The following is a 16,987-nucleotide window of genomic DNA, read 5'->3' as shown; positions in this document are numbered from 1 at the left end:
CGGGGTCCTTAGCGGGTGGGGCGGGTCAGCGGGTCAGGCGAGCGCTTCGCGCAGGCTGCGGGGGCGCAGGTCGGTCCAGTGGGTATCGACGTACTCCAGGGCCTCGTTCTTGGAGACGGGGCCGTGGACGGGGGTCCAGCCGTCGGGGACCGGGGCGAAGCCGGGCCACAGGGAGTGCTGGTCCTCGTCGTTGACCAGGACGAGGAAGGTGCCTTCGGTGTCGTCGAAGGGGTTGCTCATGGTCGTCGCTCCTTCGGGGGCGGGTGTGGGTTCGGTCAGGTGAGGATTTTCTGCCAGGCCCGGACGGTGGGCTCCTCGCCGAGGGCGACGAAGTCGGCCTCGACGCCGTACTCGCGCCAGTTCTCCACCAGGCTCATCAGGCGGATCGAGTCCATACCCTGGTCGAGCAGGCTCTCGGACTGTTCGACCTCGTCGGTCGGTACCCCCAGCGCCTTGGCCACGTGCTCAAGGACGAGGTCGGGGGTCAGTTCCTTCTGCATTTCCGGTCCTCCTGCGGGGCGGTGAACGCCGGGGCGGTGCACCCGCGGTCAGTGCACCGCCAGGGCGGTGTCGGGCGGTCAGGAGGCGATCTGCTCCAGGGCCTCTTCGAGGCTGTCCAGGGTGAGCAGCGCGGACTTGTGCGTACCGGCGTCGCTCCACGGCAGCGGGTAGACCTGGTCGTCCTCCGCTGCGGGCAGGGAGTTGAAGACGTCCTCGGCGATCAGGTCCTGGGTGGGTCCGGGGACCTCGCCGTCGGGGTTGGCCTCGGTGAGGATCGCGTCGGCGTCGGAGAGCTGGTCGACCTCCTCGACGGAGTAGTACGCCGCCCACTCCTGGTGGGAGGCCTCGTTCTGCTCTCCGATGAAGTCGAATCCGACCTCGCTGGCGATGGCGGTGTTCCAGGCGGGGCCGAACTCCTGGAGGACCTGTCCGGCGCCGGCGCCGGGGGTGCCCTCCGAGGAGCGGGCGAAGGCGAAGTCGGTCTCGGCGAGGACGTCGGCGTACTCCTCGGAGATTTCCGCCACCCGGGCGTCGTATTCGCCTTCGAGCTGATCGTAGGTGTCGGAGACCCCGATCGCGTCGGCCACTTGGACCTCGACCTCCTTCCAGGAGTCGGGGTCGCCGAGGCCGATGGCGACGGTCGGCGCGAGCTCCTCGAGGTTGTCCAGGGGTACGTTCTCCATGCCGTCCGAGGGCCAGCCGACGACGATCAGGTCGGGCTCGAGCGCTGCGATGGCCTCGAAGTTGGCCTCGTTGGTGGAGCCGACCTCTTCCAGGCCGGTCATCGTGTCGACGTCGTCGGGGTGGACGTTCTCGGCCCAGTTGTCCTGGGTGTGCACGCCGACGACGTTGCCGCCGAGCTCGACCGCGGGCTGGGCGGCGTAGGAGAGGGCGACGACGCGCTGGGGGTCGGCGGGGATCTCGATATCGCCGTTCTCGGCCTCGAAGGCGCGGGTCTCCCCTTCGGCCTCCGCCCCGCCCTCGGAGCCGTCGTCGGACTCGGTGGCGGCGCAGGCGGTCGCCCCGAGCACCATGGCGGTCAGCGCGCAGAGCGGCCACAGGCGTGCGGGTTCAGACATCAGTTGTTCTCCTGTCAGAGGGAAACCTTCGGGGGTAATAGTTAGGCTAGCCTAGCCTTATCTTCACTCGTGTCGCACCCCGCTCTTGGTGCGCAGCGCTTCGGCCAGCACGGGGCCGACCTCGGTCAGTGCGGCCGGTCCGGTGAGTGCGTCGTGGGAGGCGTTGACCCGGTGGTCGACCACGCGGCCGCTCACGTAGGGGCTCCACGCCTGGTGGTCCACGTCCTCGCGCGGGGTGCCCGCGGCGGTGAAGAACACCAGGTCGCCGTCGAACACCCGGTAGGTGGCGCGGGTCATGAGTTCGGCGTTCTCGCGGTAGGTGTCCACGACCGCGTTCAGGGTGGCGGGCTCCAGGTCCGCCCAGACCCCGCCTTCGCTGATGAACTCGGTGACCTCCTCGCGCGTGTACGGCGGCGCGAAGTCCTGGGGGCTTTCCCGCATGGAGCTGGCCAGCAGGAAGGCCAGGGCCTCCTGCTCCACCTCTTCGGTACTCGCGGACAGCTCGCGGGCGCGCCGCTGGCCGTCCAAGGGGTAGGTGTCCATGACCGCCAGGAGCGCGACCTCCTCGCCCTTGTCCTGGAGGAGGGTGGCGACCGCGTGCGCGGCCTGTCCGCCGAAGGACCAGCCGACCAGGTGGTAGGGGCCTTCGGGCTGGACGGCCCGGATCCGCTCCAGGTAGTACACGGCCAGTCCGTCCAGGTCGGGCGCCAGCCCGTGCCGCCCGCGCAGCCCGGGCGACTGCACGCCGTAGACCGGCTGGTCGGGGTCCAGGTAGGGGGTGAGGCCGGCGAAGGACCAGCTGAACCCGGCGGCCGGGTGGAGGCAGAACAGGGGCGGCCGGTCGCCGCCCGAGCGCAGGGGCAGCATGGTGGCGAGCGGGTCGCCGCCCTCCTCGGTGCCCAGCAGGCGGGCCGTGATCCGCGCCGGGGTGGCCGCGGTGAGCACCTCGCCCACCCTCAGCCGCGTGTCGAACTCGCTCCGGATCCTGCCCACCAGGCGCATGGCGAGCAGGGAGTGGCCGCCGAGGGCGAAGAAGTCGTCCTCCGCACCCACCTCGTCCAAGCCGAGCACCTCGGCGAACAGCGCGCAGAGCCTGCGCTCCTCGTCGTTGGCGGGCGCGCGTCCGCCCCCGGTCCGCCACTCGGGTGCGGGCAGGGCGGCCTGGTCGAGCTTGCCGTTGACGGTCAGCGGCAGCCGGTCCACGACCATCAGGGCGCTCGGGACCATGTGCTCGGGCAGCCGTGCGGACAGCGCGCCGCGCACCTCTTCGGGGTCGACGGCGCCGGGACCTCCCGGGTCCGACTGCTTCGGCACGAGGTAGGCGACGAGTCGGCGCACGCCCGGTGCGTCCTCCCTGGCCAGGACGGCGGCCTGCGCGAGGTCGGGGTGGGACTCCAGCACCGCGACGATCTCGCCGGGCTCGACCCGGTGGCCGCGGATCTTGATCTGGTCGTCGGTGCGCCCGAGGAAGTCCACGAGCCCGTCGGGACCCCAGCGGACCAGGTCGCCGGTGCGGTACATGCGGCTGCCGGGAGGGCCGAAGGGGTCGGCGACGAACCGGTCGGCGGTCCCGCCGGGGCGTCCCGCGTAGCCGCGGGCCAGGCCGGCCCCGGACACGTAGAGCTCGCCGGGGACGCCGGGCGGAACCGGGGCCAGGCCGGAGTCGAGCACGTAGACGCGGGTGTTGTGGATGGGCGCGCCCACCGTGGGCCCGGCACTGTCCTCGGTCCCGCCGCCGAGGGTGTTGATCGTGTATTCCGTGGGGCCGTAGAGGTTGTAGCCGAGCACGCCGGGTGCCTCGCGCAGCCGCCGCCAGACGGTGTCGGTGACCGCCTCTCCCCCGAGCAGGACCAGGCAGGGCCGGTGCCTGCCGTCCTCCGCCAGCAGCCCGTCCTCGATCAGCTGTCCGCAGTAGGAGGGGGTGACGTTGATGACGTCGATGGCGTGCTCGGCGCAGTAGGAGGTCAGGGCGTCGGAGTCGCGGCGCATCTCCTCGTCCATCAGGTGCACCTCGTGCCCCTGGACCAGCCAGAGCAGTTCCTCCCAGGACATGTCGAAGGAGAAGGAGACGGTGTGCGCGATGCGCAGGATGCGCCCGCCCTGCTCGGCGACGACCCGGTCGAAGATGCGCTCCTGGTGGTTGACGAGCATGTTGGTCAGGCCGCGCAGGGGCACCGCCACACCCTTGGGGCGGCCCGTGGAGCCCGAGGTGTAGATGGTGTAGGCGAGGGAGTCGGGGCTCACCGGTCCCAGGCGTTCGGCGTCGGTGAGGTCGTCGGGCGGCAGATCGGCCAGCGCGGCCTCGGTCGCGGCTGAACCGAGGACGACGTCGGCGGTGCCTTCCCGGGACGGAACACGTTCCACGGAGTCCTCGCTCACCAGCGCCACCGCGGGGGCGGAGTCCTCGATCATGTCGGCCAGCCTGGACTCCGGGTGGTCCAGGTCGAGGGGCACGTAGCCGCCGCCGGCCTTCAGGACGGCGAAGAGCCCGGCCACGGCGTCGACCGAGCGGGGCACGCCCAGGGCGACACCGGTGTCGGGGCCGACCCCGCGGTCGACCAGCAGCCGGGCGATCCGGTTGGCGCGGCCGTTGAGTTCGCCGAAGGACACGCGGCGCCCGTGGAAGACCAGGGCCGTGCGGTCGGGGAGCTCGCCGGCGGTCTTCTCCAGGAGCTGGGTGATGGTGTCCGGGGGCAGGTCGCGGTCGGTCCGGTTGGGTTCGGTGAGCACCGCCCGGGACTCCTCACCGGAGAGCAGGTCGAGGTCGGCCACGCGCTGTTCGGGGTCGGTGGCCAGGGCCTCGATCGCGGCCAGGGCACGGTCGAAGAGCCGTTGGGCGGTGGTGTCGTCGAACAGGTCGGGGCGGTAGGCCAGGGAGACCGTGGTGCTGTCGCCCGGCTCGACCACGAAGGTGAGGGGGTAGTGGGTGGCGTCCGCGGCCGACACCTTCTCCAGCCCCACCGCCTCCTCCAGTTCCCGGGCCTGGGAGGCGTCCTTGGGTGTGTTGCGCAGGACGTAGAGGGTGTCGAAGAGGGTGCCCAGCCCGGCCCGGCCCTGGATCTCGGCGAGGTTGACGTGGTGGTAGGGCAGCAGGTCGGTCTGCTGGCGGTGGACGCGCTCGAAGAGGTCGACGAGGCGCTCGGCCGGGCGCGGGTCGATGCGCACCGGGATGGTGTTGAAGAACAGGCCGATGACCGAGGACACGTCGGGGATCTCGGGTGGGCGGCCGGAGACGGTGCTGCCGAAGACGATGTCGTCGCGGCCGGTCTGGGCGCGCAGGGTGAGTGCCCAGGCGGTGTAGAGGAGGGAGTTCGGGGTGACGCCGATCCGGCGGGCCACGGCGGTGAGCGCGTCCGCGGTCCCGGGGGCCAGGTCGGCCTGGAGGGAGCGCGGCATGACCGGGCGGCGTCCGGGGTCGGGCGGGGCGATCAGTGTGGGTGTGTCCAGCCCGGCGAGGGCGTCGCGCCAGGCTCCTGCGGCCCGGTCCATGTCCTGCTGGGACAGCCAGACCAGGTAGTCGCGGTAGGGGCGGGCGGGCGGCAGGGCGGCGGGGTCGCCGCCGGCGCGGTACAGCTCCAGGAGTTCGAAGATGTAGAGCGTGCCCGACCAGCCGTCCATGAGGATGTGGTGGTGGGTCTCGACCAGTACGGCCCGCCCCTGGCCGCAGTGCACGAGGACGTTGCGGATGAGGGGTGGCCGGGTGAGGTCGAAGCGGCGTTCGCGCTCCTCGCGCCGGATGCGGGTGAGTTCGCGGTCGCGCTCGTCGGGTCCGTGGCCGCTGAGGTCCACCTCGCGCCAGTGGGCGGGCATCGCGGCACGGATGAACTGGACGGGCTGTTCCATGCCCTCGTGCGCGAAACCGGCGCGCAGGTTGGGGTGGCGGCGCAGCATCTCGTCGGCGCTGGCGCGGAGCGCGTCGGCGTCCACCGGCCGGTTGAACTCGAACACGTGCTGGACGGTGTAGACGTCCAGCCTCTGGTCGTCGTCGAGTGCGTGGAAGAGCAGGCCCTGTTGGAGGGGTGCCAGCGGAAGGACGTCCTCGAGGGTCGTTGCTGCTTGCTGGGACACGGTCCTCGGCTCCTGACTGTCGTGTGGCGGGGTCGTGGTCTGGGTTTCTCGGGGGTCGGGCTGGCGGTCGTTGGACACGCCCTAGCCCTAGCCCTGGTCGGGGTCGAGTCCGAGGCCTTCGAGGCGGGCCATCTGGTCGGCGCCGAGGGAGACCAGGGGTTGGGGTGCGGCGGGTCCGGGGTCCGGGGCGGCCGCAGCGGGCTGCTCTGTCTGCCCGGCCCGTCCTGGTTCCCCGGTCTGCTCGCGGGCCAGTCCGGCCAGGGCCGCGGGGGTGGGGTGGGAGAAGACGTCGTAGACGCTGACGTCGAACCCCCCGCCCGAGATCTCGGCGACCAGGCGCAGGGCGCTGATGCTGTCGCCGCCGAGACGGAAGAAGTGGTCCCCGGTGTGGACCTCCGGGAGGCCGAGCACGGTGGCGAAGGCGGCGCAGACCACCTGTTCGCGTGCGTCCCGGGGGCGTTCGCCCTGGCCCGCTCCGGCGCCGAAGTCGGGGGCCGGCAGGGCCGCGCGGTCCAGCTTGCCGTTCAGGGACAGCGGCCACTCGGCCACCGCCATCACGGCGGTGGGCACCATGTACTCGGGCAGGACGGTGGCGGCGTGTTCGCGTACCCGCTCCGGTGCGGCCCCGCCGCTCACGTAGCCGGCCAGCACCTGCTCGCCGGAGGGGTTCGCGGCCACGGTGACCACGGCACCGGTGGCCCCGGGAACGGCGGCCAGGGCCGACTCGATCTCCCCCAGCTCGACGCGCTGGCCGCGCAGCTTCACCTGGAAATCGGACCGGCCGACGAACTCCAGGGCCCCGCCGCGGAAACGGGCCACGTCCCCCGTCCGGTACATGCGCCCACCCGAAGCGAAGGGGTCGGCGACAAAGCGCTCCGCGGTCAGGCCGAACCGGCCCTGATAGCCCCGGGCCAGCTGGTCACCGGCCAAATACAGGTCACCGGCCACACCCTCGGGCACCGGCCGCAACAGCGCGTCCAGCACGTACACCCGGGTGTTCCACACCGGACGACCGATCGGAACGGACGTGCGGCCCACGTCCTCGAAGGCGTCGAACCAGGTCACGTCCACGGCCGCCTCGGTCGGACCGTAGAGGTTGAAGAGCCCTGCCCCCGGGAGGTCCTGGGCGAAGCGCTCCGCCGTCTCGGTCGGCAGTGCCTCGCCGGAGGCGAACACGCGGTGGAGTCCCCGGCACTCGGCCGCCGAGGGTTCCTCCAGGAAGATGCGCAGCATCGAGGGGACGAAGTGGCAGGTGGTCACCTGGCGTTCGCGGATGATCCGGGACAGGTAGGCCGGGTCGCGGTGGCCTCCCGGTGCGGCGACCACCAGACCGGCGCCCGCGCGGAAGGGCCAGAAGAACTCCCACACCGACACGTCGAAGGCCGACGGGGTCTTCTGCAGCACCCGGTCGTCCCCGCTCAACGGGAACCGGCTCTGCATCCACTCCAACCGGTTCACGATCGCCCCGTGGGAGACACCCACACCCTTGGGCCGCCCCGTCGAACCCGACGTGTAGATCACATACGCCAAATCATCGGGGCTCAGCGGGCAGCGGCGGTCGCGGTCAGAGAACGCGTCGCCCGAGAAACTCGACAGCCGCACGTCAGGGCTGTCCAGGATCAGTCGCTCGCCCTCCCCTTCGGGGACGAGGCCGGCGCCCGCGCAGTTGGTCAGCACCACCCGGGGCCGGGCGTCGGCCAACACGAACCGCAACCGCTCGGCCGGATAGTCCAGATCCAACGGCAGATAGGCACCACCGGCCACCACCACCGCGTGCAGCGCCACCACGAGGTCCACCGAGCGGGGTACGCCCACCGCAACCAGGTCGCCGGGGCCCACGCCGCGTTCGACCAGCACCCGCGCCAAACGGTTCACCCGCCCGCGGAAACCCGCGTAATCCCACACCTCACCGGAGTCAGCGTCCACCAGAGCCACCCGCTCCGACCACTGCCCACCCCCCTCAGGCACATCGCCCAACAGACCCGGGACCACCGGCACCGCCGTATCGTTCACAGCCGAGAGCGCCGCCTTCTCCGGCTCGGCGGCGGGGGTGAGCTCGGCGGGCCGGAGTCCGGGCTGGCGGACGAGCGCGACGAGCGTGTGCCGGAACTCGGCCAGCAGGGACTTCGCACCGGCTTCGTCGCAGGAGTCCGTGCGGTAGCCGAGCACGAACCGGGGCTCCCCGCCGGGCAGGGCGACCAGGGTGAGGGGGTAGTGGGTGGCGTCGTGGACGTCCACGTCCCGCACACCGACCCCGGCGAAGGAGCGTCGTCCCAGTTCGGGGTCGAGCGGGTAGTTCTCCACCACCAGCAGCGAGTCGAAGGCCACGCCGGTGGCGCGCTGGATCCGCCCCAGCCCCAGGTGCTGGTGTTCGATGAGGGAGCCCTGCTCGTCCTGGATCCGCCGCGCCAGGTCCGCACCGCTCTCCCCCGGCGCCAGCCGGGCGCGGACCGGGACCGTGTTGATGAGCAGGCCCACCATCGACTCCGCTCCCGGGAGCCCGGTGGAGCGGCCCGAGACGGTCGCGCCGAACACCACGTCGTCGCTGCCGGTGCGCCGGGAGGCCACGAGCGCCCAGGCGGTCTGGATGAGGGAGTTGACGGTCACGCCGGTGCGGGCGGGCCCCTCGGTGAGGTCGGCCGCCTCGTCCTCGGTGAGGGCGAGGTCCACCCGGAGCGAGCGGGCGGCTTCTCCGTCTCCACCAGGGGTCTGCGCGTCGCGCGCCGTCTTCGCGCCCCGCGCGGGGCCGAGGACGTCGGTGCTCTCGGGGGCGTCGGCGAGCGCCGCGGTCCAAGCGCGTTCGGCGGCGCCGGTGTCGCGGGAGGCCAGCCAGGCCAGGTGGTCCCGGAAGGCGGGGGCCGGGGCACGCGGGCCGCCGTCCGGGCCGGCCGCGTAGGCATCCATCAGCTCGCGGACGAGGATCGGCATCGACCAGCCGTCGAGGATGATGTGGTGGTTGGTGAGGATGAGCGTGTGCTCGTCCGCCGCGTGCCGGACCAGTACGCAGCGCAGGGGCGGGGCCGTGGTGAGGTCGAACGGTTCGCGGGCCTCGGCCGCCTCGATCCGCGCGACCTCCTCCCTGGCCTGCTCCACGGGCGCGGAGCCCAGGTCGACCGCCCGGAGCGGGACGGTGGTGTCCCTGGTGACGAACTGGACGGGGCGCTCCATGTCCTCGTACCAGAAGCCGACCCGGAGGTTGGGGTACCTGGCGAGCAGGGTGGCGAAGGCGGACCGCAGCCGGTCGGTGTCCAGCGGACCCGTCAGGGCGACGGTGGTCCGCACCGTGTAGACGTCCTCCCGGTCGCTGCTGGCGTGGAAGAGCAGCCCTTCCTGCAGCGGGGTGAGGGGGAGGACGTCCTCCAGGGCGGGCTCTGGCGAAGGCATGTCTGTCCTGTCCGATCGGGTCGTGCGTGTGCGCGGGTCGCTGTCCGTACTCACCGGCGCCGCCTCAGCAGGGCTTCCAACTGGTCGACCTGGCCCTGTTCCAGGGAGACCATGCCGAAGTCGGAGGGTGTGTGGCCGCCGGCCTCGGTCGTGTCCGTGTGGGCGGCGAGCGCCTTCAGGGCGTCGAACCAGCCGTCGAGGAGGGCTTGGACGTGTTCCTCGCTCCACAGGCGCCGGGCGAAGGTCCACCGGGCGCGCAGGCGCGTGCCCTCGGGCCCGTCCTCGGCGATGGCGTTGAGCGCCAGCCCGTGGGTGAGGGGGAGCTTGGGACCGAAGTCCAGGGGCACGTCCCAGGTCTCTTCGGTGAGTTCCCAGTCCTTGCCCGAGGAGGCGGGCATCCGGCCCAGGTAGTTGAAGAGGAGGCCGGGTGTCGGTCCCGCGCGGAGTTCCCGGGCGGTGTCGTCGTTGAGGTAGCGCAGGACGCCGAAGCCCACTCCCCCTTCGGGGACGGCGCGCAGGGTCTCCTTGACCCGCTTGAGCGCCTGGCCGGCGGCGGGACCGGAGGCCAGCGCCTCCCGCACGTCGATGCCGGAGACGTCCAGGCGGAGCGGGTAGAGGCTGGTGAACCAGCCGACGGTGCGCGACAGGTCGGCGCCGGGGACCAGGTCCTCTCGGCCGTGTCCCTCCGCGTCCACCAGGAGTGCGCCCTGTGGGTGCCCGGATTCGGCCCGCCAGCTGTCCACTGCCAGGGCGAGCGCGCTGAGCAGGACGTCGTCGGGGCGTGCGCTGTAGGCCTCGGTGACCCGGTTGAGCACCGCTTCGGTGGTCGCGGCGTCGAGCAGCCCGGTGACTGTGCGGGCGGTCTCGACGGTGTCCTGCTCGGGGTCGGTACCCGGGAATCCCGCAGTGCCCCCGTCCGTGGTTCCACCCGTGCCGAGGACCGAGCGCCAGTAGGGCAGCTGTTCCGTCCAGCGCGGGGTGTGCGCCGCGTCCTCGAGCGCGAACGCCCAGGCGCGCAGGGGGGTGCCCGGCGCGGACAGCGTCGGGGCGCTGCCCTGCGTGCGGGCGGCCACGGCCGTTTCCAGGTCGGGCAGGAGCACCCGCCAGGAGACCCCGTCGACGGCCAGGTGGTGGATGACCAGCAGGAGCCGTCCCTGGTCCCGGTCGCCGCGGTCGAACCAGACCGCGCGCAGCAGTGTGCCCGCGTCCACGTCGAGTTCGCTCGCGGCGGCCTCGGCCGCTTCGGCGACCTCGCGGTTCATGGTGGCCCCGGGGCGGGCGGGCACGGGCACCCGCCGGACGCAGTCCCGGGCGCTGACGGACCCCTCGGGCCGGATCTCCAGGTTGGGCCGGTCCCCCGCGCGGTTCAGGCACAGGCGCAGGGCGTCGTGGCGGTCCAGGACGTCGGACAGCGCGGCGGTGAGAACCTCCAAGGTCAGACCGGGCGGTGTGGCCACGACCTGGCGCTGGGTGACGGTGTCGATGCGGTCGCCGCGGCCGTGCATCCAGTGGGCGATCGGTGTCAGGGGCAGCTCGCCCGAGGGCGGGGAGTCGGCCCCGAAGGCGTCCGCGCCGCCGGAGCCGGGGTCGACCGGGGTGGCGAGCCGGGCCAGTCCGGCGGGGGTGCGGGCGCTGAAGACGTCCGCGACGTTGAGCGCCCACCCCTGGCTGTGGAGCCGGTTGACCACCTGGATGGAGGAGATGCTGTCTCCGCCCAGGCGGAAGAAGTCGTCGTCGGTACCGGCTTCGGGCAGGTGCAGGACTTCGGCGTACACGAGGCAGAGGGCACGTTCGAGCGGGGTTCCCGGCCGGCGCCCCCGGCCCGCCTCGGCGCCGAAGTCCGGGGCCGGCAGGGCCGCGCGGTCCAGCTTGCCGTTGGGCGAGAGCGGCCACTCGGCCACGCCCACCAGGACGGAGGGCACCATGTACTCCGGTAGGGACCCCGAGGCCTGTTCCCGGACCCGTTCGAAGGGTCCCTCGGTGCCCGAGCCGCTCACGTAGCCGACCAGCACCTGCTCGCCGGAGGGGTTCGCGGCCACGGTGACCACGGCACCGGTGACCCCGGGAACGGCGGCCAGGGCCGACTCGATCTCCCCCAGCTCGACGCGCTGGCCGCGCAGCTTCACCTGGAAATCGGACCGGCCGACGAACTCCAGGGCCCCGCCGCGGAAACGGGCCACGTCCCCCGTCCGGTACATGCGCCCACCCGAAGCGAAGGGGTCGGCGACAAAGCGCTCCGCGGTCAGGCCGAACCGGCCCTGATAGCCCCGGGCCAGCTGGTCACCGGCCAAATACAGGTCACCGGACACACCCTCGGGCACCGGCCGCAACAGCGCGTCCAACACGTACACCCGGGTGTTCCACACCGGACGGCCGATCGGCACGGACGTGCGGCCCACGTCCTCGAAGGCGTCGAACCAGGTCACATCCACGGCCGCCTCGGTCGGACCGTAGAGGTTGTACAGGTCCACGGCGGGCAGCAGTGCGAAGAAGCTCTCGGCCGCCTCCGAGGGCAGTGCCTCACCCGAGGCGAACACCCGGCGCAGCCCGTCGCACTCGGTGGCGGTGGGCTCCTCCAGGAAGATCCGCAGCATCGAGGGCACGAAGTGGCAGGTGGTCACGGCGTGTTCCTGGATGACCCGGGACAGGTAGGCCGGGTCGCGGTGGCCTCCCGGTGCGGCGACCACCAGACCGGCGCCCGCGCGGAAGGGCCAGAAGAACTCCCACACCGACACGTCGAAGGCCGACGGGGTCTTCTGCAGCACCCGGTCGTCCCCGCCCAACGGGAACTGGCCCTGCATCCACTCCAACCGGTTCACGATCGCCCCGTGGGAGACACCCACACCCTTGGGCCACCCCGTCGAACCCGACGTGTAGATCACATACGCCAAATCATCGGGGCTGACCGGGGCACGGCGGTCCTCCTGGGTGAGTTCCGTGCCGGAGGCGGCGGCCAGGAGTTCCGCGGTCTCCGGGGCGTCCAGGATCAGACGCTCCCCTTCCCCTTCGGGGACGAGGCCGGCGCCCGCGCAGTTGGTCAGCACCACCCGGGGCCGGGCGTCGGCCAACACGAACCGCAACCGCTCGGCCGGATAGTCCAGATCCAACGGGAGGTAGGCACCACCGGCCACCACCACCGCGTGCAGCGCCACCACGAGGTCCACCGAGCGGGGTACGCCCACCGCAACCAGGTCGCCGGGGCCCACGCCGCGTTCGACCAGCACCCGCGCCAAACGGTTCACCCGCCCGCGGAAACCCGCGTAATCCCACACCTCACCGGAGTCAGCGTCCACCAGAGCCACCCGCTCCGACCACTGCCCACCCCCCTCAGGCACATCGCCCAACAGACCGGGGGCCACCGGCACCGCCGTATCGTTCACTCCCGAGGCCAGGGCCGCCTCCGCCCCGGTGCGGGAGTCGATCCCGGCCAGGGGCCGTCCGGGGTCGGCGAGCACGGCGTCCAGCAGGAGCCCGAAGCGTTCGGCGAGGAGACGTGCGGTGCGCTCGTCGTAGAGGTCGGTGGCGTAGCGCAGCTCGCCGACGAGCTCCTCGGCTCCGGGCAGCTCCACCACCGTGAACTCCAGGTCCACCTTGGCGATGTCGGTCTCGGCCCGCTGCGGCTCCACCCGGGCACCGAAGAGGTCCTGGGACCCGCCCGGTTCGCGCTGGTAGCTGAGCATGACCTGGAACAGCGGGTGCCGGCCGGCCCCGCGCGGGGGCGCGACCGCCTCGACGATCTGGTCGAAGGGCAGGTCGGCGCGGGCGTATGCGGCGGTGTCCACAGCGTGCGCGCGCCGCAGCAGCTCCTCGAAGGTCACGTCGCCGGACACGTCCAGGCGCAGCGGCACCAGGTTGAGGAACAGGCCGACGAGGTCGTGTGTGGCGGCGGCGTCCCGGTTGGCGATGGGGGTGCCGACGGTGACGTCGTCGCCCGCGCCGTGGCGGTGCAGCAGGTAGGCGAGGGCCGCGTGCAGCACCATGAACTCGGTGGCCCCGTGCGCACGGGCCAGGGCGCCGAGCCGGGAGGTGGCCTGGGCGGAGATCCGGAAGGGTGCCACCGCGCCGCGGCCGCTGGCCAGCGCCGGGCGTGGCCGGTCCGCGCGCAGGCCGGTCTCCTCGGGTGCCCCCGCCAGGGCGGTGCGCCACTCCCCCGCGATCCTCGCGGCGGTGCTGCCGGCGTCCGCGATGGAGCCGAGGCGTTCCCACTGCCGGAGCGTGTGGTCGACGTAGTCGGCGGACCGCTCGGACCAGCGGGGTTCCTCGCCGCGCTGCCGGTGGCGGTAGGCGGTGTCCAGGTCGCGCAGGAGCGGGCCTTCGGACCACTCGTCGGTGGCGATGTGGTGGATGACCAGGAGCAGGACGTGTTCCGGTACGCCCGCGCGCTCACCGGTCCGGAAGAGGGTGGCGCGGAGCGGGACGTCCCGCGAGATGTCGAAGGGGCGGTGCAGCCGTCGCCGCATGCCCGCGGTGAGTTCGGCTTCGGAGGCCTCGGCCACCTCCAGGAGGTCGGGCAGGGTGTCGGCCGGGAGGATGTTCTGGAAGGCCTCGTCGCCGTCGTCGGTATAGACGGTGCGCAGGGTCTCGTGCCTGGTCACGGTGTCGCGCAGGGCGAGGGAGAGCGCGTCGGCGTCGATCGCGCCGTGCAGCCGGAGGGCGACGGGGACGTTGTAGACCGGGCTCGGCCCGTTGAGCCGTTCGAGGAACCAGAGCCTGCGCTGGGCGGCTGACAGCGGAGGGCGTTCGGGGCGGGTGCGCGCGGGCGATCCCGGCTCGGGGCTGGCCGCGCCTTCGGAGCGCAGCCGTGCGGCCAAAGCCGACACGGTGGGTGCCTCGAAGACGTCGCGCAGGCCGATGTCGCCGGTGAACCGCTCGCGGACCCGGTTGGCCAGGCGCCCGGCGAGCAGCGAGTGGCCGCCGAGGGAGAAGAAGTCGTCGTCGACACCCACGTGTTCGGCCCCGAGCACCTCGGCGAAGAGGACGCACAGCGCCGCCTCGTCGGCGTTCCCGGGCTGCGTGCCGCCGGTGGCGGAGGCCAGGGTCGGCGCGGGCAGGGCCTTGCGGTCGATCTTGCGGTTCTCGGTGAGGGGGAAGGTCTCCAGCGCGACCAGCGCGGCCGGGACCATGTAGTGCGGCAGCCGGTCGGCCAGGGCGGCGCGGACGGACTCGGTGTCGAAGGTGCGGCCCGGTGCGGGCACGGCGTAGCCCACGAGCGCGGTGCCGCCGGTGCCGTCCTCGCGCGCGACCACCACGCACTGCCCGACCTCCGGCCGCTCGCCGAGGGCGCTCTCGATCTCGCCGAGTTCGATGCGGAAGCCGCGGATCTTGACCTGGTGGTCGGTGCGGCCGAGGTAGTCCAGGGCCCCGTCGGGGCGGCGGCGCACCAGGTCGCCGGTGCGGTACATCCGGCTTCCGGGCGGTCCGAAGGGGTCGGCGACGAACCGCTCCGCGGTCAGGCCGGTGCGGCCCACGTAGCCCCGGGCGAGGCCCGCGCCGGAGATGTACAGGTCGCCGGCGCGTCCGGTCGGCACCGGGCGCAGCGCGGAGTCGAGTACCCGCATGCCCGTGTTGGCGATCGGACGGCCGATGGTGACGGTCTCGCCTGGGTGCACGGTCGCGGCGGTGGACCAGATGGTGGTCTCGGTGGGGCCGTAGAGGTTGGTCACCTCGGCGGCGCGGACGGCGAGGTCTTCGGCCAGTTCGGCGGGCAGGGCCTCGCCGCCGACGAGGACGCGCAGGCCGCGCACGGCGTCGGGGTGCTCCTCGGTGAGGGAGCGCCACAGGGTGGGGGTGGCCTGCATGACGGTGGCCCCGGTGCGCTCGAGGAGCGCGGCCAGGGCACGGGGGTCGCGCGTGGTGTCGCGGTCGGCGAGGACGAGGGTGGCGCCGGCCATCAGCGGGAGGTAGACCTCCAGCAGGGAGATGTCGAAGCCGATCGTGGTGACGGCGGCCCACCGGTCGCCCGGTCCGAGGGGGAAGCGCTCACCCATGTCGGCGAGGAAGTTGCGCAGGCCCCGCTCCGGGACGGCCACGCCCTTGGGGCGGCCGGTGGAACCGGAGGTGTAGAGGATGTAGCCGAGCCCGTTCCCGGGCGCTGGTCGTGCCGGGGCCGTGGCCGAGTGCGCGGGGACATGGGGGTCGTCCACCAGCAGCCGGGGCGCGCCCTCGGGCAGCCGCCGGGTGAGTCCGGTGTTGGTGAGCAGCAGGAGGGCGTCGGCGTCGTCGAGCATGTAGGCGACGCGGTCCGCCGGGAAGTCGGGGTCCAGGGGCAGGAAGGCCGCGCCGGTCCGGGGCACGGCGAGCAGGGCCACGGCCAGGTCCACGCCGCGGGGCAGCGCGACGGCGACCACGTGTTCGGGCCCTGCGCCGTGCGCGCGCAGGTGCGCGGCGAGGCGGTCGGCCCGCTCCTGGAGTTCGGCGTAGGTGACTTCGTCCTCGCCCGCTCGGACCGCGATCTCTTCGGGCCAGCGGAGTGCGGCCTCGGCTACCTGCTCGTGTACGGGTGCGGCCGGGAGCTCCCGGCGGGTCACCGCGTCCTCGGCGGCCGGTGCGCTGAGCTCGTCGGCGGAGGCGGTGTCGATGGCGCCGATGGGCTCCGTGCCCTCGGTGTCGAGGCGGTGGAAGCCGTCCAGGAACCGGGTGAACTCGGCCGCCCTCCTGCGCAGCGCGTCGGCGGTGTGGCCGTCGGCGTTGGCGTTGTACTCGAACCGCAGCCCGCCGGTGGCGCGGTCCGGGTGGACGGAGAGGGAGAGGTCGTCGATCGGGCCCTCGGAGAGGGTGCGGGCGCTGGCGCGCACGTCGCCGAAGCGCAGGTCGTCGTCGAAGGCCTTGATGTTGATGACCGGGCCGTACAGGCCGGTCTCCCGGCCGACCAGCCCGAGGTCGCGGCGGATGTCCTCGGCGCGGTAGCCCTGGTGGGTGCGGAGTTCGCGCAGCCGTGCGGAGGCCTGGCGGACGAGTTCGACGGGGGTGCTCGAGGGCGCCACGCGCATCCGGAGCGGGAGGATGTTCACCACCATGGACGGCACGCTGAGCGAGACCGAGCCGAGCCGGCCCATGGCGGGCATGCCGATGACGACGTCGCCCGCGCCGGTGGCGCGGTGGATGTAGGCGGCGTAGGCGGCGACCAGTGCCTCGGCCCAGTTGCCCCCGGCCGCCTCGGCCAGTGCCTTGACCGCGGTGAAGCCTTCCGCGTCGAGTGTGCCGTGTTCGCGGCGGCTGCCGTTGGGCGAGGCGGCGGGGACGGTGCCGAGCACCGCGGGCTCGGGGCGTCCGGCCAGTGCGTCGGCCCAGTAGGCCCGGTCCTTCGCGCTCCGTTCCGAGGCCGCGTAGGCCTCCTCTTCGGCCACGACCTCGGCGAGGGTGCGGGAGCGGGGGGCGGGGGTGCCCTCCCCTGCGCTGTGGGTGTAGATCTCGGCGGCGCGGCGGTTGACGGTGTTGATCGCGTAGGCGTCCACGATGATGTGGTGGTAGCGCTGGAACCACAGCCAGCGCCGGTCCGCCACGCGCAGCAGGGCGAACGTGAAGAGGGGGCCGCCGGTACCCCACACAGGGGTGGCCATGCGCTCGCCCATCCACGCGTGCGCCGCTTCGAGGGGGTCGGCGGCGCCGCGCGTGTCGACGGTCTCCAGGGTCCAGGGGACGTCCCGCAGGACCTCCTGGACGGGGGTCTCGGAGCCCCCGCCCCGAACGTCCTCCTCCGAGGCCCCGTCCGCGCCGCCGCCGACGATGCGGACGCGCAGGGTCTCGGTCTCCCGGACGACCTGGCGCAGCGCGGTCTCGAACAGCTCGGGGTCGATACACCCGGGCAGGTCGACGTACTGGCCGACGTTGTAGGCGGGGCTGTCCCGCAGGACCTGTTGGGCGTACCAGACCCCGGTCTGCGCGCCGGTCAGAGCTGTTCGTGTGGTCACCGGATCGGCCATGGTGTGCGCTGGCTTCCTCTTCGTTCGTCGATC

At 72.9% G+C, this 16,987-nt stretch carries 6 protein-coding genes; all 6 read right to left on the bottom strand.

Annotated elements, in window-relative coordinates; translation table 11 throughout:
• Window positions 1–33: 33 nt before the first annotated feature.
• A complete protein-coding gene (locus tag ACYVD1_RS04615; protein ID WP_460768192.1) occupies window positions 34–240 on the bottom strand; it encodes an MbtH family protein in 207 nt (68 codons plus the stop codon).
• 35 nt (window positions 241–275) lie between these two features.
• Window positions 276–500, bottom strand: coding sequence for a phosphopantetheine-binding protein (locus tag ACYVD1_RS04610; RefSeq protein WP_460768190.1), 225 nt, complete (start codon window positions 498–500; stop codon window positions 276–278).
• A gap of 78 nt (window positions 501–578) precedes the next feature.
• On the bottom strand, window positions 579–1,580 hold the full coding sequence (locus ACYVD1_RS04605; RefSeq protein WP_460768188.1) for an ABC transporter substrate-binding protein: 1,002 nt from the start codon (window positions 1,578–1,580) through the stop codon (window positions 579–581).
• 63 nt (window positions 1,581–1,643) lie between these two features.
• Window positions 1,644–5,648: a non-ribosomal peptide synthetase gene (locus ACYVD1_RS04600; RefSeq protein ID WP_460768185.1), complete on the bottom strand. Its 4,005-nt coding sequence runs from the start codon at window positions 5,646–5,648 to the stop codon at window positions 1,644–1,646.
• 87 nt (window positions 5,649–5,735) lie between these two features.
• On the bottom strand, window positions 5,736–9,032 hold the full coding sequence (locus ACYVD1_RS04595; protein ID WP_460768183.1) for an amino acid adenylation domain-containing protein: 3,297 nt from the start codon (window positions 9,030–9,032) through the stop codon (window positions 5,736–5,738).
• 50 nt (window positions 9,033–9,082) lie between these two features.
• A complete protein-coding gene (locus ACYVD1_RS04590) occupies window positions 9,083–16,942 on the bottom strand; it encodes an amino acid adenylation domain-containing protein (RefSeq protein WP_460768179.1) in 7,860 nt (2,619 codons plus the stop codon).
• Between the last annotated feature and the right edge of the window lie 45 nt (window positions 16,943–16,987).

The sequence above is a fragment of the Nocardiopsis nanhaiensis genome, from assembly GCF_054778635.1.
This window is presented reverse-complemented; position numbering and strand designations above follow the sequence as displayed.